The organism is Nostoc sp. NMS4, assembly GCF_017115095.1.
Taxonomy (GTDB): Bacteria; Cyanobacteriota; Cyanobacteriia; order Cyanobacteriales; family Nostocaceae; genus Nostoc.
On sequence record NZ_JABXKI010000131.1, the window covers coordinates 1 to 19,655 of the forward strand.

The window sequence follows — 19,655 nt, forward strand, 5'->3', positions numbered from 1 at the left end:
TATCATTTATCGCAGATGAACAGCTTTTTTCCATTCCTCTAAAAATGGTATCATATTTGGAAAAACTTAATTAGTTTGGCAAAAGCATTTATCAAGTTCTAAATCATATTCAATCATCACTATTTTACTTTTCCACAAACGCAAATTGTGTTAACTCTTCATGACTAATTGAGGGGGGAGAAAGGGGTTGCCGTCGGCAACCCCTTTCTCCCCCTCCTAATGATTATCATTCTTATAAAGATACTGTCTTTTGTTTTTTTTGGAATATTTTATTCTTTGGAAGTCTCTTACAGGGAGTATCACAACCCATATTCCGTACCCCCAAGTGTCAAAAAAGGCTCCCAACAGACAAAATGGGATTGCCAATTTAATTAAATCAACCTAACGAGGAAGACGAAATCCTCAAAAAGCTGTTAGTTAATAACTAGTGACTTTTTGCCAAACATGATTTTGATAGCAGACGAATTGTGATGAATACAGCTAATTTTCCGTGGCTGACGACGATTATTCTGTTGCCAATAGCCGCGTCGCTACTTCTTCCCATCATCCCTGACAAAGAAGGCAAAACAGTGCGCTGGTACTCCCTCGTCGTAGGGCTGATAGATTTTGCACTAATTGTTTACGCTTTTTATACTGGGTATGATTTCTCCAATCCAGATTTGCAGTTGGTGGAAAGTTACCCTTGGGTACCACAATTGGGGTTGAATTGGTCAGTAGGGGCAGATGGCTTGTCCATGCCCCTAATTATTTTGACTGGATTCATTACCACGCTGGCGATTTTAGCAGCTTGGCCTGTCACCTTCAAGCCCAAGCTATTTTACTTCTTGATTTTGGCGATGTATGGCGGTCAGATTGCCGTGTTCGCTGTCCAGGATATGCTGTTATTTTTCCTGGTGTGGGAACTGGAACTAGTACCGATATACTTTCTGCTGTCGATTTGGGGAGGCAAAAGGCGGCAATATGCAGCGACTAAATTTATTTTATACACCGCCGGCGGTTCGCTGTTTATTTTGCTGTCTGCCCTGACAATGGGATTTTACGGCGATACGGTGACGTTCGACATGAGAGCGATCGCCTTAAAAGATTTCGCCCTGAATTTCCAACTTGCCCTCTATGCTGGCTTCCTGATTGCTTACGCCGTCAAGTTGCCGATTATTCCCTTGCACACCTGGCTACCTGATGCCCACGGTGAAGCTACAGCCCCCGTACACATGTTATTAGCAGGTATTCTCCTGAAAATGGGCGGTTACGCCTTAGTTCGGATGAATGCCCAAATGCTCCCCGATGCCCACGCTTATTTTGCACCAGTGTTGGTAGTTTTGGGGGTAGTTAATATCATCTACGCTGCCTTGACATCCTTTGCCCAGCGAAACCTCAAGCGAAAAATTGCCTACTCCTCAATTTCTCACATGGGCTTTGTGATGATTGGTATTGCTTCCTTCACCGATTTGGGATTGAGTGGGGCAGTATTACAAATGGTTTCTCACGGGTTAATTGGGGCGAGTTTGTTCTTCTTGGTTGGGGCAACTTACGATCGCACACACACCCTAATGTTGGATGAAATGGGCGGTGTTGCGAAGAGAATGCCGAAGATTTTTGCCATGTTCACCACCTGTTCAATGGCTTCTTTGGCATTGCCAGGGATGAGCGGTTTCGTGGCAGAATTGATGGTATTTGTGGGCTTTGCAACCAGCGATGCTTATAGCTCTACCTTCAAAGTGATCGTGGTGTTCTTGATGGCAGTGGGAGTGATTTTAACTCCGATTTATCTGCTGTCGATGTTGCGAGAAATTTTCTACGGTAAAGAGAACGAGGAATTAGTTTCTCACCAAGCTTTGATAGATGCCGAACCCCGTGAAGTATTTATCATTGCTTGTTTGTTAATTCCCATTATTGGTATTGGTTTCTATCCCAAATTGCTGACTCAGATGTACGACGCTACAACGGTACAATTGACAGCAAGATTGCGTGATTCCGTACCGACATTAGCACAACAAAAAGACGAAACTCTAAAGGTTTCTTTGAGTGCGCCGGAAATTGGTAATTAAGTTGCGATCGCTAATTTAGTTTAAGTACTGATTACTTTGAGGGCGGGTTTTGTACCTGCCCTTTTTTATCATAAAATCAAGGGTCTAAGCTGATTGATTTGTTTGCAACCAGTTAAGTAAATCTTCTAGAGTAGTAAAATCTAACAAAGCTTCGCCAAGGTTTTCTAACTCGTGAAAGCGATTTTCATAATCCAAAAGTTTAACACTGCCAAATTCAAAACTTAAGCGAGTATTGGGATAATTGTAACTGTAATTGGTTGGTCGCCATTCGCGGTTTGAATCACAGAGAATTGCAAGGCTCATTGCTGGTCGATCGAAGCGATCAAATATGCGAAAGTTGTAGGTAAACATCCGCTTAGGAAAGTTATCTTCTTTTTGTGCCTGAATTTCAACATGGACTAATAACCAAAGTTCTTCGCCTTGGGTTTGCCAAACCTTAACTAATTGATCGGCATATCGCTTACCTTGTTCTTTGGTTATCAGTATTTGATAACTAATTTTGGCTTTTTTAATAGTGAAGTGGATGAACCGAATAGGGTACGCGCTTTGTCAATAAAAAGTAAGTATCAGCCTTTAAGTCAGAAGGATATTGACTACTTGCAACGTTATCAGTATATGCAAGACAATCAACAGAATAAGGATAACCGCTATGTGTTAAATGAATCTTATAAAGTTGGTAAGAAACTGTTATTTTAGAAATGCACAAGTAGCGACAAATTAAAAGTGAAGGTCTAGTAATTCACACTAGACCTAACTTATTTTCTAACTAAAAACCATTGATTTTAGGTTCTCTACTTCAGTTTCAGGAATGTAATATTTAATGTAGCTATTGGCTGTCTCTGTTTGGTTTTCCCCATGTCCTAACACCTGTTGAAACCAAATATTTTGAGATGTAGATTCATTAGCAAATACTTTGTACGTCAATTCACCATAAATAGCACGTAGTTCTTTAGGTGAAAAACTATCTTTGCTGTCTCTACTAATTTCCTTACTTGTCTTTTTGTCACAAATAGCCATACAGTTTACATGGTCATTCACATCATAGTCATATTTTCTACCTATCTCAGCTAGTCTGTTTAAACCAGCTAGTACTAGAAAAGTATTTACCATTGTTGGCACTTCTAAAACTTCATCTGGATTAAAATTAGCGCGTCTTTTGGCTTGACCTTTAAATGTCAAGGAATGAAACTCGATTGAAATTACACTTGTATTTGTCTTAAGTAATAAAGCGTTAGACGGAAGTTGAACGATTAAGATATGATAAAAGCTCCTCTCAACTCCCTACTATTCCTACCTAGTAATAGAAACCTCAAATTACAAATTCTGGAGTTTAGACTAAGCCATGCAAAATGACCCAGCAGGGCTGAGTTAATCAGACACTTAGCAAAAGTAATGATAATCGTATAAGGGGGGGGTGGGAGATGAACGAGCATCGCTCGTTCATCTCCCACCATTTCCGTGATTATCATTATTGTATTGTTTTCTCAGCAAGCATACTACACAATAATTGTTCAAGGTCGCGGATGCTTTGAGGCTGACAAGATAATATTTTTAACCTCTAATTCCATTTGGTTTGCGTTCTCTCATATCGCTTTTAGTCTAAACTCCAGACAAATTGCGTAGCCGCTTTAATTCTTTATTAGTTAACCTCGTAGGTGACAGACCCGGACTTTCAATAACAACAGAACTTCCATCATCAGCCACAACAGTATAAGTATCACCAAATAAATTCAATTCCGCCCCTGCACGACTCGCGCCTCCACTGACTGCCTGCATCTCCTCAGCCGTCAACTCCTCTAAAAAAGATTTAATAGTTAGTTCACTAAAACGCATCTCTTTGGTAGATTGTAAGTTTTCAATGTCAATTGTTTTGACTCTCTTCATATCCATCAATCCTAATAGCGGTCAAGTAATAGGTTAACAACTGTAACTATAAAAATCAAGAAAAAATAGTAAAATATCCTACTTTTCCTACCTTTCCTACCTTTCCCACATTTCCTACTTTATCTGCGGAATGTGGGGATTATCCCCACATTTAACACTGTATGAAAATGCGACAGTGTGACTAACTTAGGACTGCGGGAATATCCTAATAAGTTGCAGTAATATCGATTCCAAACTATTCAGTGCTGCATTTGAAGTCCGTTGATGCTCTAAAAAATCTTCCCTATATTGTTGAAAACTTCTCTGGTTTTGCACTTGACTTTCTTGTAGTTGTAATACCACATCATCTAGTACAGCGCTTCTGGCTAGAAGACGATTTATATCAGAAGTTAATTCATTTACGTTATTGGTCAAGTCATTTACGTTATCTGTAAGACTATCTACCTTAGTGGTCAAAGCTGATATTGCTTCTGTATTTCTAATAGCTAACGCTTCGGCTTCACGAGCTATTTGTTGAAATTCTTTATCTAGAAATTCGTAGGGACGTTCCCAATCAATTAATGCAGAAGTTTCGGGAAAAAAGAAATGCATTGCTTGGGAGAAATAAGCTTGTATAATTTCTTTCCAGGGGCTATCAAAATCAGCGCGTAGCCCGTCGTAGACATCGCTAATATTATTCATATCATTTATCATTTGCCCAGAGGATCGTTAAATTTTGGATAGAGTCGCAACATTCATAGTAGATAGTTTACAACTTTGCCAAATTGGAATCTCAACCCAAAACTCTGCTCCCTGTCCTGGTTCCGAAATACACCAAATCGCTCCGTTGTGTTTTTCTATGACAATCTGAGCGCTAATTGCTAGTCCTAATCCAGTGCCTTTACCTGCGGCTTTTGTGGTAAAGAAAGGGTCAAATAATCGTTGCTTAACTACTTCGGTCATCCCCGGGCCATTATCTGTAATTTGTATAGTTATCCGATCCAAGTTGCGTAACTCAGTACGAATTACAATCTGGCTGGGTTTAGCTTCTATCTCATCAAGAGTTCGCTGACTGTTATAACTTTCCAGAGCGTCAATAGCATTACCAATCAGATTCATGAACACCTGATTGAGTTGTCCAGCATAGCACTCTACTAAAGGAATATCGCCATATTCTTTGACTATTTTAATTCCGCCATTTGCAGAGGTTTGTTTGAAGCGATTTTGTAAAATCAGTAGTGTGCTATCAATACCTTCATGAATGTTGACAGGCTTCATATCCGCTTCGTCAAGTCGAGAAAAATTCCGCAAGGATAGAACTATTTCACGAATGCGATTAGCTCCCATTTTCATTGAAACTAATATTTTAGGTAGATCATCAGCCATAAAGTCAAGGTCGATCGCTTCTATATGAGCTTCTATTTCAGGTGTTGAATGAACGTTAGACTTTTGATAAAGTTCTACCAGTTCCAATAAGCCCATCGTATATTCACTTACATGGGTCAAGTTGCCGTAGATAAAGTTAACTGGGTTATTGATTTCATGAGCTACACCAGCCACTAATTGGCCTAAACTCGACATTTTTTCGGTCTGAATCAGTTGGGCTTGGGTTTCTTTGAGATTGTGCAAAACTTGGTTGAGTTGTTCTGCCTGAGTAGTAGCAGCAGCAGTAGCAGCACGGCTTTGATTATACAATTGGGCTTGGTCAATGGCGATCGCTAATTGGTCAGCCAGACCTAGAATCAGTTCTACCTCATCATCGCTCCAAGAATGTAGCGCTCTACTATGTTCGCAGACAATCACACCCAAGCGACCCGACTTAGTTTGAACCGAAACTGTTAGTAGAGATTTAACTCCCCAACTCAGCAGTAATTCCCGATCCCTGGAATCCAGCCAGGAATCTGTAGCAATGTCATCTAAGCAAAGCAAATTCCCTCTTAAAACAGCCTCACTCAATGCTTCCACTTTCTGAATCGGAGAATAGTCTAAAGCTTCTGGAAAGTCGGGAGCGCAAGCTTCCTGACTCAGTTCAAAGCTAGTAGATTCATCTTCTATCTGACACCAAAGAAACTGACATCGATCGATCTGGAGTAGTTCTCGAACTTCACTCACTACTGTACTCAAAATCGTATTTAGATCCAGCGAGTCACGAATTTGACTGGATAGACGAGTTTTAAGAATTTTCTCCCGCTCAACTAGCTCTCGTAACTGTTCTTCAGATTGCCTTAATTCTATTTGCGCCATCTGACGATTAACACTAGCTCTTGCTAGTAGCCAAGAACCAATGCCAATTAGTCCTACTAACCCAGCATATAAGAGTAGCAATTGACTCAAAAATCGGTTTGATTTGGTCGATAACATCTCTGGCGATACCCATGAGACAATCTTCCAGTGATAGGACTTGGTATCAATTTGATTTTGGCTGGGTGCAAAAGCCTGTCCCGCTCCCGTACTAGATTTTTGCCCTTCAACAAGGGGGTAGACTGTAGCAAAAGTGAACATTCCCTCAGCAGTTTGGAATTGTCCCGATTGTTTTTGAGAAATTTGCTGCCATGCTTGGGGAAAAGTTTTGCCAAAAGTGCGGTTTTTGCGATCGCTAAACATAAATCCCCACTCATCCTCAGACTTCGCCCCTTTTAGCCAGTAGCCATCGGCATTTAGCAGCATTCCCTTGCTAGAGGTGTTGGCGAGGACTTGGTTAAAATTATCCAGCAGTTTACTGCCGAAATAATTTAACACGACAATGCCTCGTTTCTCTCCCCGTTTATCAAAAACCGGAGTGCCAAAACGGATCATTGGTTTGAGGGGTTGTTCAACCTGACCACGTTCAATATTCAGGTCAAGGGGAGAGACAAACACCTGGTCTTGGTTCAGCCGCAGAGTGTCATTAAACCAGTAACGCTTGGCTTGCACTTGCAGTTTTTCTTCGGGGACAATCGCTGGTTCACCCTGTTTGAAGTTGACTCTGACAACTTCCTTACCTGATTGATCCAAAAAGCGAATTTGGTCGTAAAGTTTTTTATATCGAGAAAATAATAATAATTCTTTAGAAAGTGCCTGTTGTTCTCCATCCACTCCTTCTAAAATTCCCTGTAGCTCGTTTTGTTTAGAGATAACCATCAAATCTGAAACAACCGAGTGAAAATCTGCGCTAATTACTTTCGTTTGTAAATCTACTTTGCCGAGTTCATTCGTTTTTAATACAACTTTCTCAGTTTGTACCTGCTGGTAGTAGATAGTTGCGACAACAGCCCCAACTATTGCTGACAATGGCAAAAAAACCGTGAGAAAGTGTCTGATTAAAATTCGTGAATGGATCTGTGGTGACATATCTGATACCCAAGTATGACTCAAAAATCGGGCTAAAAATCAGCGAAGTTCCAGCTGCGGCATATTTTTTGAGTCAAGGTTGAGAGAAAACTTTTTCTCCTGGTAGATATGGGTAATCAGCCCAGCTACCAAATTCACCATGAAATTGAATACTCTGCGACTTCTGGAATGTTCTAGTTGAACAATATTCCACCCTTTTTTGCTATTGTCAGTTAGACACTCTGGTAATCAGTACCGAAAAACCACGAGTCTAATGTAAAGATTTTACACTTCTCAGTACTTAAGTACTTAGGAGATGGACATCAGGCGATGTCTACGACGGGTTACAGCGACGCTAAAAACGGTTTTTCTGCTATGCGATCGCACATCACTAGATTACCTACAATCTATCTAGAATCAGATTTGGCAAAACTGCTCATGTTAAACTACAATCCGCTCCATTGTTTGCCATCTTCCGAAGAACTACCCGACTCCAATGACACCCCTGTGGATAATGAACTCCAAAATTTAATTCCCGGCTTGCTAAAAACGATCCTAGCTTTGGTTTGGTGCGATCGCTGGGATTGGTTTTTTGGTGTTGATATGGGTATTTATTATGACTCAGATAAACCAGCTATTGTCCCTGATGGTTTTCTCAGCGTGGGAGTTAAACGCTTCATTGATGAGGATTTACGCCTAAGTTATGTGCTGTGGGAAGAAAAAAAGCAGCCAATCTTAGCCCTAGAAGTTGTTTCTCAAATATATCGAGAAGAATATAGCACCAAGAAAGAATTTTATGGCAAAGAATTAGGAATTTTGTACTACGTTGTCTATAGTCCCCTGCGGCGTAAAAAGTCACCTTTGGAAGTGTATAGCTTAGTCGATGGGGAATATATCTTAATGTCAGGAAATCCCGTTTGGCTGCCAGAAATCGGTTTAGGAATTGGGCGAGAACGGGGAATTTATCAAGGGATAGTGCGGGAGTGGTTGTATTGGTATGACGAAGAAGGGCAAAAATTGCTGACACCAGAAGAACGCATTAGGGAAGCGGAAGAACGCACAGCTTTTGAAGAACAGCGACGGGTGGAAGCAGAACAACAAGTGAAAATGTTAATTGAAAGGTTGAATGCGCTTGGTGTTGATCCAGAAACTTTGTTATAGATTCACCAAATTTTGTAGTTTTCGCTGCCTGAATGTTAATTAGCTTTCTGGTTAGGGAATTATATCTATAAAGTAACTCATCGCTTGACGGTACAAACCGTAAAAGCTGGTTGCTAAATAAATATATTTACCAAAACCTGCATCAAAAATATGGAAATTAAATTAGGATTTGGAGCAGTCCCAAAACCTCAATATGTCTTTATCAGCAAAGAACCCGATCACTGTTGGTATATGCTGGGTGAAGATGAAAGACGCATCCCAATTTATGAAAAAGCGTTGACTGGGGTAATTACAGGAATAGAAGTTAATAAAAGGGTTGAAACTAGATTTGGAGTAGTTGAAAAAACTGATTTATATATTTTGGCAGACAACCCCTATATTATCCGTTCAGGAAGTGAATCTTATTTCTCTAAAAGTTTGTTGTTATCTTTAGATATTCTTACTTCTGAACAACTGCGTAATCTACTAACGATTGCTGTTAGTCCAGGAGAGAGTAATGTAGTTTTTTGTAATATTTACGATCCAGTCACTTATCGCTCTATAGGTGTTAGTTGGGATGGACATAGGGAAATTGACTGGCAAACTCTAGGGCAAAAAGTAAGTTTAAAAATTAAGAGAATTCACGATTTAAACCCCGATAAAAATCAATCTCAAGCAGAAATAGTTAACAATATAACAACGGTTGAATCGCGTGATGTTTTTATAGCTAAAACTGACACATATTTAGCTCAATTAAATTGGACTCCAGAGCAGGGAAAGGATTATTTGCAGCAGAGATATGGCAAGCGATCGCGTCTACAACTGACAGATACAGAAATTCTGGATTTCATTGATTACTTGAGGCTACAACTAACCCAAAACTGCCCAACTTAGGTGCTGTTGTGTCAACTTGGGATAATTGCGATCGCCCTTTGGCTACACTGAAATGCTAGGCTGGGATAATTGCGATCGCAGAATTAGAGTTAAATAAAAGTACCTGATATTAAAATACTTGCATGAACTCAAGGGTTGATTTGTTAACTCGCATTACTCAAACTCCTGGCCAGTGTGGTGGTCGTCCTTGTATTCGAGGCATGAGAATTCGTGTGAGTGACATTTTAGAAATGTTGGCTGAGAATGTCAGTGTTTCTGAGATTTTAGACGATTTTCCCGATCTCGAACTCGAAGATATCCAAGCCTGTTTATTGTTCGCAGCACGGCGAACAGACTTTCCTCGATTGATAGCATGAAAATTTGGATTGATGCTCAGTTTTAGTATTGTATTAGGTTGACTTCGCCTCAGACGCAGGATAAGCTTTGTGTGCTTCTGCGTAAATCTTTAATGCTACAGCCATCTGCTGTTCAGCAGTCTCTCCCTGCTCTTTGAACCAAGCAAAAGTTTCAGGATCTACCTTAACTGTTATTGTTACAGGTGATTTGGGCATTTGCAATTGTGCTTTAGCAAAAAATTCTTCTGACAAGGGTGGAATATCTGAAGTGTCGATGTCTTCGTCATTCATTGCATCGACTCTAACCCAATCGGTTTTTGAGGTATTGTTCATAGCTTTTTCGTTCGTGAGACAGTGCCTTTCTTAATGAGATGATCCGAACCATTTCTTCAGTTAGTTCGGTGTAAATAACTACTACAATTCGTCCATCAAGTAGTCCAATACCGAGATACCGATCCTCTCCATAGTCCTCTCGTTCATCTAGGTAGACAAGCATGGGTAGATTAAAGATGCGGAAAGCATCAGCAAAGTCGAAACCATGCTTTGTGATGTTGCTTTGGTTTTTACGCTCATCCCACTCAAACTTCATGGACTCAATATAGCAGTGACACGGAAAAATCAACTGCTTTAATTTTCATCGCCAATCATCTTTACAAGATTGCGACTGATTATTTTAGCGTCAATTAAGACAAGAGACGCGATGAATCGCCGTCTCTACAAAAGACTGATTATTGTAGAGACGGCGATTTATCGCGTCTTGGTAATGATTTGTCGCGTCTTTGCGATCTAGAATTTTCATCAAAAAACCTTAACCGAAGGGTATTGCATTGTATTGAGGTGTTAGCCTCCCAAAGTGCGATCGCACTCACAGGAAAAAAATTGACAACTGCATTCATCACAGTATCAAATTTATACCTTCTGAATGTTCATTAGTTAGTATCTCAGGGAAAAATAAGTATAAGGTGATGCCTTATTTTTAAGATAAACCCGTAGACAAATACTAACCAAATACTAATCACAATCAGGAGTATTTCATGATTCCACTGATTTTGGGCGCTGCTGCTTTAGCTACTGGAGCCTTGGGAGCAGTAAAAGGTGCTAAAGGCATTGGCAATATGAATCAGGCAAAGGAAATTGGTGAACAGGCTCAACAAAAATACGAAAGTAGCTTGCAAAACTTAAAAGCAGCCTGGGAAATTACCAATCAGTCAGCAGAAGTTTATGGTCAAATGCAACTACGTATTAAACAGGGTACAATTTCAAACTTTATAGCTTTTATTGAGAGAATTGGTCAGCGAGCTTCCCAAAACAATCTAGATATTCTAACTGGATTAGACATCTCCACTCAGCAAATTCAGGAGTACAAAACAGAAGTTATCAAAGCTGAACAGTGGGTGAAAGGTGGTGTGTCAGCAGCCGTTGCAGCCTCAGCAGCGGGTTCTAGTGCAATTATGTTAGCAAGGAATGTAGGTACTGTTACTGTTTCCAGGTTCTTTGGATTGTGGGCTAGTGAAGTCGCTATCTCACAAGTTGGTGGTGCTGCGGCTTGGACTGGAGCCATAACTTGGTTAGGTGGTGGTACTAGTATGGCGGTTGGTGGTGCTGTATTGGGAGGTATTACACTCGGACCGGCGTTGATGGTTGGGGGTTTTCAACTTGCTGGTAAGGGCGAGGAAGCTTTGACTAAGGCGCGGGAGTATGAAGCTAGTGTCAATGTAGAGATTGCCAATATTGAAGCAGCTCAAGATTTTCTATTACAAGTTAAACGGCGAACAGTGGAACTTGCTAATTTAGTGTGTAATTTAAACAACCGTGCTAAATCTGCACTTCAAGAGCTTGAAGCCCAACCTTTTAATCGCGCTCATCATGCTAGCAAGTTTCAAGAGGTAGCACTTTTAATTAAAGCACTTGCAGAAATTATGAAAATTCCTATTTTAGATAATGAAGGACTGTTAAACCCTTCTACTTTAAGCATCCAAGCTAAATACAAAACTTTAGGAGGTATTTAGCAATGGTTTCACCAAGTATCGGTACAATATGTACTGCGGTTAATGCCACAAAATCGTTAGTAAGCATTGTTTCCAGTTACAAGCAAATTGGAGAGCAAGAACAGACTAAAAGGCGTGGAATAGCAGCTTTAGAAAAAACACAATGTCTTGACATAGTTTCTTCAGCTTATACTGAATACAAAATAATTGCCGAACAGGAACAGACAAAGAGACGAGAGATTGATGCTTGGGAAAAAGAAACAATCACCAAGATTAATGCCCAGCGAGAGTTACTAATGGCGTATCTAGATCGCTCTTTTGATGAACGTGCAGAAAACTTTCGCGCTTTATTTGCTGTCGTTGATAATGCGATCGCATCTGGCAATAATGAACAACTAGCCCTTACCTTAAACTCAATCACAGAAATAGCTAAATCAAGCCCTTTCAAAGACCTTGCAAATTTAGCTTCTGTTCGCGCCGCCCTAGATAATCCAAATCACGAATGGACATTTTGATTTTATAACAGTGCGATCGCGCTCCCAAAACTTTCTAAAAAAGCCTTGCAATATAGGCTTTTTTCATGTAAAGCAAGGCTTACAGGCTACAGACGCTTTGAGAGAATAGCGATCGCCACTATAACCATCTTGCATTGCCACGTATTGCAATATAATATGTTGCAAGACAAGTTTTACAAAACGATGAGCAAAGAAAATATTACGTTTCGGATAGATAGCGATCAGAAGGCTGCACTTGATGCGATCGCAGCCGGAATGAATCGCGATCGCAGCTACGTACTTAATGAGGCGGTAGCCACTTATCTAGAGATGTATCAGTGGCAAATCGAGGAAATTCAAAAAGGGATTGCTGAAGCGGATGCTGGAGACTTTGCCAGTGATGAGGAAGTAAAGGCTACTTTTGCAAGACTCACCAATGCAGATTAAGTGGCTACGTCGTGCGCTTCGTAATTTGGAACAAGCCCATAGCTACATCCTGAAAGAGAATCCACAAGCAGCGCAGGAAGTGATATTGAGGATTCAACTTGCTGCCAGTCAACTTGAGAATTATCCTTTTATGGGGCGACTTGGACGTATAGAAGGTACAAGGGAGCTAGTAATTTCTAGCACGGCATACATTGTTGTTTATCGAGTCAAAGAAGAGTCGGTAGAAATTCTTCGGGTTTTCCACACGTCAAAGCGCTATCCAGATTAGCGCCACTACCCATACAGTCACAAATAAATTTATCAAAACAGCTATTCAAACCTCAAAAATCTTCATCATCAACAAAAAATTCCGCATCGTCTTCTAATCGAGAATTGCCCCGCCCAGAACCAGCAGCTCCCCAGAGTGGTTGCAGCAGTGCCATGCCAATTAACCCGACAACGGCACTAAAAGCTAGCACTAAACCCATTGGGATCTGAATCGATTGGAATGTTAAGAATTTTAACGATACCGGTGTGGCATTTTGGACTGAAATAATTGCGATCGCTATTACCCAAACTGCTACAACTAGAGATGTCAAAAAAGGAGCGAGAGTTTTCATACTTTGAGCGAAATGACAAGTTAGCAGTTAGAAGTTAAAAGTTATATTTTGCTCAAAATTAGAAATCAGGAGTTAAGAATTGTTAATTTACAACTCTTAACTCCTAATTCATAACTCTTAACTTTTAACTCCTAACTCCTAATTCTTATGCCTCTAGTTTAGCAATGGTCTTTTCTAACTCTTGGGCGATTTGGGTGAGTTTTTCGGGAGTGTTGGTTTCTAGGTAGACGCGCACCAGAGGTTCTGTACCGGAAGGACGCAGTAAAACCCAGCTACCTTCTTCTAAATACAGCTTAATACCGTCTTTACGCCCCACTTCCTTGACTTTAATTCCTGCTACCTCTGTAGGTGGATTTTTGGTAAAGGAGTCGATGACGACGGTTTTGTGCGCCTCTGTGAGGTGCAAGTCTAAGCGGTTGTTGTAAAGTGGGCCATCGGCTTCAGCGATCGCTTCTTTGACAAGTTGACTTAGCGGTTTGCCTTCATAAGCGATCGCTTCTGCCACCAGCATATCGGCTAATACCCCGTCTTTTTCGGGAATATGCCCAATAATACTCAAACCACCTGATTCTTCTCCACCAATTAACACGGCAGTTTCCCGCATTTTTTCGCCGATGTATTTAAAACCAACTGCTGTTTCATAAATTTGCAGCCCATTTTTAGCAGCGAAATTATCCAGCAGGTGGGTTGTAGCGACAGTACGGACTATTGCGCCAGTTTTACCTTTGTTTTTGATTAAATGACGTGCTAGAAGTAGCAGCACAGTATTGGGAGTGAGGACGTTTCCTTGTTCATCAACGATACCAAAGCGATCGCTATCTCCATCCGTCGCCAAGCCCAAATCAGCGCGATCTCGAACTACTGCTTCCACTAACTCAACTAACTGTTCTCCTTTGGGTTCTGGCATTCCACCCCCAAATAAAACATCCCTCCAATCGTGGAAACTTTCTAACTCAACCCCGCTATGTTGCAAAACTTCATCTAAATAGCCGCGAGAGGTAGAATACAAAGCATCGTACTTTACCTTTAAATTAGCGCTTCTGATCTTTTCTACATCAAGTAGAGTATAGATAAATTCCAGGTAATCTGGTTTTGGATCGAAAATTGAAATTGAACCTGATGGGTTGCTCCCAGGCAATTCATCCGATGCGCTTTCTATATTTGCCACAATAGTATCAGTAATCTCTGGAGTGGCAGGCCCAGCATAATCGGGTATATATTTAATTCCACAGTAGGGTGCTGGATTATGGCTAGCAGTAAACATTAACGCCCCAGCAGAATTTAGGTGACGGGCGTTATAGGCAATTACTGGTGTGGGGCAATCCCGATCGGTAATTTTCACAGTCCAACCCAAGTCTGCTAATACTTGGGCTGCTGTTTGGGCAAACTGGTCAGCTAAAAAGCGAGTATCGTAGGCAATAAGTACTGGTCTATCTTTTGTGTAGGCTGTTTCTAAGTAAGTGGCGATCGCCCTCGTTACTTTCCGCACATTGGGGAAAGTAAAGTCATCGGCAATAATCCCTCGCCATCCATCGGTACCAAATTTTATCTTGCTAGACATTCTTGCCACTTGCTCCCGTACATTATCAGTACTATAAAAGCTTCCCGCAAAGCGTGTGTAGCAGCAAGTATCCTCCGAAGTTCTTTTCTAAGCAAGCCTTAGCTTAAACTTCTCCCCACCGTATTTTCTCTCACTGTTTCTGAGCAATGTCAACCCCCGATCGACCTTTTGCCAGTTATCACCTTTGGTCTCTAGTTGCCCCAGCGACTGGGCAAGAACGCTGGCATTGCCAGATGAGACGGGGGTTTATCAAAGCGCGGCAACACGAACCCAAAGTCAAAGCGCTTTTAGGGCAAGCCACCGCACCCCAGCGCATTGGCATACTAGCCCAAAAAGGTATTTATGAGTTTCATCATCACAGGCATCTGTTGAAGCAAGCAGATGGTGTAGAAAGAGTTGCACAACTATTAAAATTAGGCAACTCAAGCATTCAAGTCCAGCAACGGGTGCTGCAAATTTTGCAAAAATATCACGATGCGCCGTTGCTTTTGGATAAAGATATTATCCAATTAACTCCTGGTGATGAAGGCTTTCCTAAACCGATAGTAGTTGAACAAGAAGATTATTGCTTTCGCTTATACGCGGCTATGGACTGCGTTTTTATTGAGTCTGATAGCACTTTACATATTTTAGATTTCAAAACTGGTAAATCAGCTTTTGACAAACGACAGGCATTAGTTTACTTACTAGCTGCTCGTTATCTTTACCCTGGACGAGAAGCTGTTGCATCATTTTATAATTTAGAAATATGTAAAAAATCTGACTTAATTAGTATTAATAGTAGTGAATTAGAATCGTTAAAATTTGAGTTAGCGAATATTGCCCATAAGCACCAGCACGATTTGCAAAAATATCAGGAAGAAATTACTAATTTCAGTAAAATCTTCCCTCCTAATCCTGGCTCTCACTGCCGCTTTTGCCCATTTAATTCGATTTGTGAGTTTGCCGATTTTAAGCAGCATCAATCATATCCACTGCCCAGTTTAAGAGTTAATAGCTAATTGTTTTACTTGTTTATCTCAGTTAAATTTTCAAAACAATCTACTAAATACTCGACTCGTGTTTTTACTGGCCCGATTATCTTCTCCTATCAGACAACCTAGATGTCAGATAAGCCGATTTTTATATCAGGGTTTTGTGAATCAATTTTTCAAATGGATGTTAACTCAACTAATATATTTAAAATATTAGTTCAGGTTAAAATATATATTGGACATAATTAAAAATATTTTTTACTGTAGTTATCAGGCGGTCATCAACCCAAGACATATAGTTGATCATCGGCAAATCAACACACTGAGACTTTACTACTTATGAATAATCTTTCAATATCTAATAATTGTTGGGACACCGCTCTTTATGAGGACAAACACGCCTTTGTTTGGCAGTATGGCGAAGACTTGCTAAAACTGCTCAACCCCCAAGCAGGAGAATCCATTTTGGATCTCGGTTGTGGTACTGGACAACTCACCGAAAAAATTGCCCAAGCTGGTGCTGAAGTCATGGGATTTGATTATGCACCCGCGATGATCGAAAAGGCAAGAGAAAACTATCCCCATATCCGCTTTGATATTGCTGATGCTAGTAGCTTTCGAGTAGATAAGCCATTGGATGCTGTATTTTCCAACGCTGTATTACATTGGGTGAAAGAAGCAGATAGCGCGATCGCCTCCATACATCAAGCCCTAAAACCCGGAGGCCGTTTTGTGGCAGAATTTGGTGGTAAAGGGAATGTTTTGGCGATCGCCACAGCTTTAGAAAACGCCTTAAAATCAATTAGTATCTCCGCACAAGACCGAAATCCTTGGTACTTCCCTAGTATTGGTGAATACGCCACCCTACTAGAACAGCAAGGCTTTGATGTCATCTATAGTACCCTGTTTACTCGTCCAACTCCTTTAGCCGAGGAAGAAGCAGGTATGGCAAACTGGATTCAGATGTTCGCCAGCAGTTTTTTAACAGGACTTTCTGATGAGCAACAAATACAAGTAATTCGCGTCGTAGAGGAATATCTGAAGCCAACACTATATCAACAAGGAACTTGGACAGCAGATTATCGAAGAATTCGCATCGTTGCCATTAAACTTTAATTTGTGCGAATTATGACTTAATTACGAATTACGAATTAGTTATGCATATACCTAAATTGTGCGATGCCTGCGGCGGGCTGTGCGATCGCCAGACATCATTTTCATTATTACTAACTATTAGCCTCACCACCTTACTAGTCCCGCCCTCACTAGCGCAAACCCCCTCAATACCGTCGCCTTCTAATGCGCCTTTAGAACTAGACTTATTGACAAAACCAAAAGACTATGTAATCACAGCTAACACCATTCATCCAGAAGGATTAACCGTTCCTAGTTTATGGTGGGCGCAACAAAACTCTGAAAAAAAGCTATTGGATAATTGGATAGCGTATCCAGCCTCTGACAAAGAACCTGCACGAGTAGACTTAATCGTGAATCAGCAAATTTGGAGCTTACTAGAGTATGTAGAGCGCTACGACTTTATAAATCGCTTGGGTAGCGCCGCACGGAACTTTGGTTACAACGTCCGGGTATTTAATTATCAAAAAGAACCTTTGGCAACCTACACTTGCAACTTTAGTATAAGTCCAGCTTTATGCAGTATCCAAACCACTATTAAGAACAAGATAGGGTTACAGCGTTCTTTGTAGAGACTGGGGAGATGAGGGGGATGAGGGAGACAAGGGGACAAGGAGATAAACAAAACTCCTAACTCTTAACTCCTAACTCAGCACGGGCTAAACCTTAGCTATCCGCTAACAGCACTCCTAACGCCCAATGCCCAATTAAACCTTAATTTTGGCGAATAAAGACTCGTATTGTTTTATTGCTGGTGGCGGTAAGGGAAGTAAAAATTCACTTTTATCGAAAACTGCGCGATCGCTCTGCAAAACACTCCATAATGGTTCTTGGATATCGGAAATGGTAATATTTGTAGAAATTGGCGAATTACTTTTAGTCAGCACCGAAATTTGTTTAGCTGTGCTTGGTTGCCAACAAAAATCAATCCATTGATCTGATAAAGTACCCTTATTACTCCCTGCGGGACGTACCCATAAGTCCACCCACATTGCTGTTCCTGACTGGGGAATAACTGCGGCAAGTTGCGGATAACGTGCCAGAACAGGCAACACATCGCTTGACCAACCAACCGCTAGCCAAGTGTCTTCCGTAATTAGAGGTTCCAAATAGTTATTGGAACTGTAAAACTTCACCTGTTGGTTTAATCTCTGTAATTCCTTTTCCAAGTCCGGTACTTGGTCAAGATTGTCTGTATTATAAGATTTTCCTAGCTTCTTTAAGACCAAACCAATAACTTCTCGTGGTTGATTGAGTAGAGAAATGCGCTGCTGCATTCCATCTCGCCACAAATCACTCCAATCTTTGGGTGTCCATCCCAATTTTTGCAACTTGTCACGGTTATAAACAATTACTGTACTACCCCACCTGTAAGGCGCACCCCACACCTTCCCTTGAGTATCCAAAATACCGCGATCGTTGCGCGTTACCAGTTGTTTCCACCTTTCATCTAAAGCAGACCACTGTTTTAATTGGTTTCCCTGCACTTCTTGGAGTGGTTGAATCAATTTCTGTTCAATAGCTGCTTGTAGCCAGTAATCTCCCAATGTCACTAGGTCTGTGTCAGCTGCTTTTTGACCTTGCCTAAAAGGTATAAAGCGCTTCCATCCCTGCTCATCGGTGGAATTTTGTAATTGCTGAAATAAATCCTGTATGCGCTCAACTGGAGCAAACTTTAACTGCACCCGTTGCTGCAAACTTTTCTGGAACTGATTCACCACCTGACCAGGTATAGAACCTTTCAATAACTGTACTTTTAGTTCCGTCTGCTTGTTTCCACCACAGCCAAAAAGCAGTTGTGAAAGTGCCAGTGTGCTTGTACCTAGCAAAAAAGACCGTCGATCCATTGATTTTGGATTTTGAGATTTTTGATTATACCTAATATTAAGCAGAGATTTACCACTGGCTGACTAGCTGAAAAAAGCGGAATGGAGAATTATCGGTATTTTTATTGATAATACGGGTAATTTTGAAGATTTGACTCAAATTAGCAAGTTTTTTGTTAAATTGCTACCTAAAGATTAATTTTTATCCATAAATTTACTTGATGGTACTTTACTTGTATTTAGCAATAATGCTTTAAATGTTACATTTACACCAAAAATTATCAATACTTAAAAAATCCATAAGTATCGTTAAGGTTAGGAGTAAATTGAATAACATAAAGAAAATCTACGAATAAAGGTATTAAATGGAGCCATTACAGCAGCAGATCCTAACTTTAAGCCAAAAGCTAGATGCCCTGTGCCAAGTAATTGAGCAGCTTGATAGTAAAGTCACTCAAACTTTCTCAGAGTGTTCTTTAGCGAATACACAAGCAAAGGATAATTGCCAAGAGAATGGTGCAGCTGGGGGCTACCAGTTTAAAGGACGTAACAATTTAAATCCAGAAATGGAACACAAGGATGTGTTGATAGATGGCATTTATCTAGATATGCATCGTCAAGGTGGAGATAATATAACACCAGAAATTCAAATACAACGACTGACAGCGCAATTAACAGCAGCGTACAATCGCATTGCTGCTTTAGAAGAACAATTACTTAGAGAGAGAATTCACTAAATTTAACCTGAATTCCAACGAATAAAAATGCATTGAGGTAGGTAACATAAACCTTGGGTTCAGTATCGAGTGATGGTTTTATAAGCATATACTTAGATATAAGCCACTAATTCAGCCATCAAATTGATAAAAAAGTTAAACACACTATTACATATCTTTACGTAATAGTGTGATATATCTACCCATAGGTTTTTAGTAAATACCTCATTATGAAACAAAAAAAAACAACCCTAAGACTGGTGTCTTTAGAGTGTTGTATGGTTCAAAAACCAAGATTTTCTTATTAATCTGCGTTTTTCTCATTAG

Annotated in this window: 22 protein-coding genes and 2 pseudogenes; 13 read left to right on the top strand and 11 right to left on the bottom strand. The window is 40.5% G+C overall.

Features of this window, described 5'->3' with window-relative positions:
* Nucleotides 1-470 precede the first annotated feature (470 nt).
* Complete coding sequence (locus HWQ37_RS10535) at nt 471-2,048, top strand: NAD(P)H-quinone oxidoreductase subunit 4 (protein WP_292746673.1); 1,578 nt, start codon at nt 471-473, stop codon at nt 2,046-2,048.
* Between the two features lie 84 nt (nt 2,049-2,132).
* Here the strand turns inward: HWQ37_RS10535 and HWQ37_RS10540 are convergent.
* Nucleotides 2,133-2,537: pseudogene (locus tag HWQ37_RS10540) on the bottom strand (DUF4351 domain-containing protein); the annotation flags it as partial.
* Between the two features lie 57 nt (nt 2,538-2,594).
* Between HWQ37_RS10540 and HWQ37_RS10545 the strand changes: the two are divergent.
* Nucleotides 2,595-2,744 carry a hypothetical protein gene (locus tag HWQ37_RS10545; RefSeq protein ID WP_292746676.1) on the top strand — a complete coding sequence of 50 codons (150 nt, stop codon included), beginning with the start codon at nt 2,595-2,597 and terminating at the stop codon, nt 2,742-2,744.
* Nucleotides 2,745-2,810: 66 nt separating this feature from the next.
* On the opposite strand, the gene HWQ37_RS10550 is transcribed toward HWQ37_RS10545, so the two are convergent.
* The 4 genes and pseudogenes from HWQ37_RS10550 to HWQ37_RS10565 all read right to left on the bottom strand — a co-directional run bounded on the left by HWQ37_RS10550 (nt 2,811) and on the right by HWQ37_RS10565 (nt 7,241).
* Nucleotides 2,811-3,227: a protelomerase family protein gene (locus HWQ37_RS10550; RefSeq protein ID WP_465249686.1), complete on the bottom strand. Its 417-nt coding sequence runs from the start codon at nt 3,225-3,227 to the stop codon at nt 2,811-2,813.
* Nucleotides 3,228-3,647: 420 nt separating this feature from the next.
* Nucleotides 3,648-3,932 (bottom strand): bacteriocin, encoded by a 285-nt coding sequence (locus tag HWQ37_RS10555; RefSeq protein WP_292746678.1) that lies wholly within the window; start codon nt 3,930-3,932, stop codon nt 3,648-3,650.
* 492 nt (nt 3,933-4,424) lie between these two features.
* Nucleotides 4,425-4,613 (bottom strand): annotated as a pseudogene (locus HWQ37_RS10560) (hypothetical protein); the annotation flags it as partial.
* A 27-nt stretch (nt 4,614-4,640) separates the two neighbouring features.
* Nucleotides 4,641-7,241 carry an ATP-binding protein gene (locus HWQ37_RS10565; RefSeq protein ID WP_292746681.1) on the bottom strand — a complete coding sequence of 867 codons (2,601 nt, stop codon included), beginning with the start codon at nt 7,239-7,241 and terminating at the stop codon, nt 4,641-4,643.
* Nucleotides 7,242-7,658: 417 nt separating this feature from the next.
* Here HWQ37_RS10565 and HWQ37_RS10570 point away from each other — a divergent pair, with 417 nt between their 5' ends.
* From HWQ37_RS10570 to HWQ37_RS10580, 3 genes are all read left to right on the top strand, one after another.
* Complete coding sequence (locus tag HWQ37_RS10570) at nt 7,659-8,381, top strand: Uma2 family endonuclease (RefSeq protein ID WP_292746729.1); 723 nt, start codon at nt 7,659-7,661, stop codon at nt 8,379-8,381.
* 150 nt (nt 8,382-8,531) lie between these two features.
* Nucleotides 8,532-9,254: a hypothetical protein gene (locus tag HWQ37_RS10575; RefSeq protein ID WP_292746682.1), complete on the top strand. Its 723-nt coding sequence runs from the start codon at nt 8,532-8,534 to the stop codon at nt 9,252-9,254.
* A gap of 122 nt (nt 9,255-9,376) precedes the next feature.
* Complete coding sequence (locus HWQ37_RS10580) at nt 9,377-9,610, top strand: DUF433 domain-containing protein (protein ID WP_292746685.1); 234 nt, start codon at nt 9,377-9,379, stop codon at nt 9,608-9,610.
* Nucleotides 9,611-9,643: 33 nt separating this feature from the next.
* On the opposite strand, the gene HWQ37_RS10585 is transcribed toward HWQ37_RS10580, so the two are convergent.
* The 3 genes from HWQ37_RS10585 to HWQ37_RS10595 form a co-directional block, all read right to left on the bottom strand.
* Entirely contained in the window at nt 9,644-9,922 is a 279-nt protein-coding gene (locus HWQ37_RS10585) for a hypothetical protein (protein ID WP_292746688.1), read from the bottom strand.
* Nucleotides 9,891-10,178: a BrnT family toxin gene (locus HWQ37_RS10590; protein ID WP_292746691.1), complete on the bottom strand. Its 288-nt coding sequence runs from the start codon at nt 10,176-10,178 to the stop codon at nt 9,891-9,893. Before HWQ37_RS10590 ends, HWQ37_RS10585 begins: the two co-directional genes overlap by 32 nt.
* 139 nt (nt 10,179-10,317) lie before the next feature.
* Nucleotides 10,318-10,485, bottom strand: a complete 168-nt coding sequence (locus HWQ37_RS10595) for a hypothetical protein (protein ID WP_292746694.1) — start codon at nt 10,483-10,485, stop codon at nt 10,318-10,320.
* Nucleotides 10,486-10,623: 138 nt separating this feature from the next.
* On the opposite strand from HWQ37_RS10595, the gene HWQ37_RS10600 reads away from it, so the two are divergent.
* Genes HWQ37_RS10600 through HWQ37_RS10615 form a run of 4 tightly spaced genes read left to right on the top strand, consistent with a single transcriptional unit; the run spans nt 10,624 to nt 12,786 of the window.
* On the top strand, nt 10,624-11,598 hold the full coding sequence (locus HWQ37_RS10600; protein ID WP_292746697.1) for a hypothetical protein: 975 nt from the start codon (nt 10,624-10,626) through the stop codon (nt 11,596-11,598).
* Nucleotides 11,599-11,600: 2 nt separating this feature from the next.
* Nucleotides 11,601-12,092 (top strand): hypothetical protein, encoded by a 492-nt coding sequence (locus HWQ37_RS10605; RefSeq protein WP_292746700.1) that lies wholly within the window; start codon nt 11,601-11,603, stop codon nt 12,090-12,092.
* Nucleotides 12,093-12,137: 45 nt separating this feature from the next.
* Nucleotides 12,138-12,518 (top strand): CopG family ribbon-helix-helix protein, encoded by a 381-nt coding sequence (locus tag HWQ37_RS10610; protein ID WP_292746702.1) that lies wholly within the window; start codon nt 12,138-12,140, stop codon nt 12,516-12,518.
* Nucleotides 12,508-12,786 carry a type II toxin-antitoxin system RelE/ParE family toxin gene (locus HWQ37_RS10615; protein WP_292746705.1) on the top strand — a complete coding sequence of 93 codons (279 nt, stop codon included), beginning with the start codon at nt 12,508-12,510 and terminating at the stop codon, nt 12,784-12,786. The genes HWQ37_RS10610 and HWQ37_RS10615 overlap by 11 nt, the downstream gene beginning before the upstream one ends.
* A gap of 52 nt (nt 12,787-12,838) precedes the next feature.
* On the opposite strand, the gene HWQ37_RS10620 is transcribed toward HWQ37_RS10615, so the two are convergent.
* Together HWQ37_RS10620 and HWQ37_RS10625 are read right to left on the bottom strand one after the other, a co-directional pair.
* Complete coding sequence (locus HWQ37_RS10620; protein ID WP_292746707.1) at nt 12,839-13,117, bottom strand: LapA family protein; 279 nt, start codon at nt 13,115-13,117, stop codon at nt 12,839-12,841.
* Nucleotides 13,118-13,262: 145 nt separating this feature from the next.
* On the bottom strand, nt 13,263-14,678 hold the full coding sequence (locus HWQ37_RS10625) for a phosphoglucomutase/phosphomannomutase family protein (protein WP_292746709.1): 1,416 nt from the start codon (nt 14,676-14,678) through the stop codon (nt 13,263-13,265).
* Between the two features lie 146 nt (nt 14,679-14,824).
* On the opposite strand from HWQ37_RS10625, the gene HWQ37_RS10630 reads away from it, so the two are divergent.
* The 3 genes from HWQ37_RS10630 to HWQ37_RS10640 all read left to right on the top strand — a co-directional run bounded on the left by HWQ37_RS10630 (nt 14,825) and on the right by HWQ37_RS10640 (nt 17,358).
* Nucleotides 14,825-15,679, top strand: a complete 855-nt coding sequence (locus tag HWQ37_RS10630; protein ID WP_292746712.1) for a PD-(D/E)XK nuclease family protein — start codon at nt 14,825-14,827, stop codon at nt 15,677-15,679.
* Nucleotides 15,680-15,991: 312 nt separating this feature from the next.
* Nucleotides 15,992-16,768: a class I SAM-dependent methyltransferase gene (locus HWQ37_RS10635; RefSeq protein WP_292746716.1), complete on the top strand. Its 777-nt coding sequence runs from the start codon at nt 15,992-15,994 to the stop codon at nt 16,766-16,768.
* 41 nt (nt 16,769-16,809) lie between these two features.
* The gene (locus HWQ37_RS10640; protein ID WP_292746719.1) at nt 16,810-17,358 is read left to right on the top strand and encodes a hypothetical protein; all 549 of its coding nucleotides are present in this window, start codon (nt 16,810-16,812) and stop codon (nt 17,356-17,358) included.
* 135 nt (nt 17,359-17,493) lie between these two features.
* On the opposite strand, the gene HWQ37_RS10645 is transcribed toward HWQ37_RS10640, so the two are convergent.
* Nucleotides 17,494-18,633 (bottom strand): extracellular solute-binding protein, encoded by a 1,140-nt coding sequence (locus HWQ37_RS10645; protein ID WP_292746722.1) that lies wholly within the window; start codon nt 18,631-18,633, stop codon nt 17,494-17,496.
* A 344-nt stretch (nt 18,634-18,977) separates the two neighbouring features.
* Between HWQ37_RS10645 and HWQ37_RS10650 the strand changes: the two genes are divergently transcribed.
* Nucleotides 18,978-19,349 carry a hypothetical protein gene (locus tag HWQ37_RS10650; RefSeq protein WP_292746724.1) on the top strand — a complete coding sequence of 124 codons (372 nt, stop codon included), beginning with the start codon at nt 18,978-18,980 and terminating at the stop codon, nt 19,347-19,349.
* Nucleotides 19,350-19,655 lie beyond the last annotated feature (306 nt).

Excerpts from the sequence above, each read along its gene's own strand:
- HWQ37_RS10535 (WP_292746673.1), top strand. The coding sequence starts at position 471 with ATGAATACAGCTAATTTTCCGTGGCTGACGACGATTATTCTGTTGCCA.
- HWQ37_RS10555 (WP_292746678.1), bottom strand. The coding sequence starts at position 3,932 with ATGAAGAGAGTCAAAACAATTGACATTGAAAACTTACAATCTACCAAA.
- HWQ37_RS10565 (WP_292746681.1), bottom strand. The coding sequence starts at position 7,241 with ATGTCACCACAGATCCATTCACGAATTTTAATCAGACACTTTCTCACG.
- HWQ37_RS10570 (WP_292746729.1), top strand. The coding sequence starts at position 7,659 with ATGTTAAACTACAATCCGCTCCATTGTTTGCCATCTTCCGAAGAACTA.
- HWQ37_RS10575 (WP_292746682.1), top strand. The coding sequence starts at position 8,532 with ATGGAAATTAAATTAGGATTTGGAGCAGTCCCAAAACCTCAATATGTC.
- HWQ37_RS10580 (WP_292746685.1), top strand. The coding sequence starts at position 9,377 with ATGAACTCAAGGGTTGATTTGTTAACTCGCATTACTCAAACTCCTGGC.
- HWQ37_RS10585 (WP_292746688.1), bottom strand. The coding sequence starts at position 9,922 with ATGAACAATACCTCAAAAACCGATTGGGTTAGAGTCGATGCAATGAAT.
- HWQ37_RS10590 (WP_292746691.1), bottom strand. The coding sequence starts at position 10,178 with ATGAAGTTTGAGTGGGATGAGCGTAAAAACCAAAGCAACATCACAAAG.
- HWQ37_RS10595 (WP_292746694.1), bottom strand. The coding sequence starts at position 10,485 with ATGAATGCAGTTGTCAATTTTTTTCCTGTGAGTGCGATCGCACTTTGG.
- HWQ37_RS10600 (WP_292746697.1), top strand. The coding sequence starts at position 10,624 with ATGATTCCACTGATTTTGGGCGCTGCTGCTTTAGCTACTGGAGCCTTG.
- HWQ37_RS10605 (WP_292746700.1), top strand. The coding sequence starts at position 11,601 with ATGGTTTCACCAAGTATCGGTACAATATGTACTGCGGTTAATGCCACA.
- HWQ37_RS10615 (WP_292746705.1), top strand. The coding sequence starts at position 12,508 with ATGCAGATTAAGTGGCTACGTCGTGCGCTTCGTAATTTGGAACAAGCC.
- HWQ37_RS10620 (WP_292746707.1), bottom strand. The coding sequence starts at position 13,117 with ATGAAAACTCTCGCTCCTTTTTTGACATCTCTAGTTGTAGCAGTTTGG.
- HWQ37_RS10625 (WP_292746709.1), bottom strand. The coding sequence starts at position 14,678 with ATGTCTAGCAAGATAAAATTTGGTACCGATGGATGGCGAGGGATTATT.
- HWQ37_RS10630 (WP_292746712.1), top strand. The coding sequence starts at position 14,825 with ATGTCAACCCCCGATCGACCTTTTGCCAGTTATCACCTTTGGTCTCTA.
- HWQ37_RS10635 (WP_292746716.1), top strand. The coding sequence starts at position 15,992 with ATGAATAATCTTTCAATATCTAATAATTGTTGGGACACCGCTCTTTAT.
- HWQ37_RS10640 (WP_292746719.1), top strand. The coding sequence starts at position 16,810 with ATGCATATACCTAAATTGTGCGATGCCTGCGGCGGGCTGTGCGATCGC.
- HWQ37_RS10645 (WP_292746722.1), bottom strand. The coding sequence starts at position 18,633 with ATGGATCGACGGTCTTTTTTGCTAGGTACAAGCACACTGGCACTTTCA.
- HWQ37_RS10650 (WP_292746724.1), top strand. The coding sequence starts at position 18,978 with ATGGAGCCATTACAGCAGCAGATCCTAACTTTAAGCCAAAAGCTAGAT.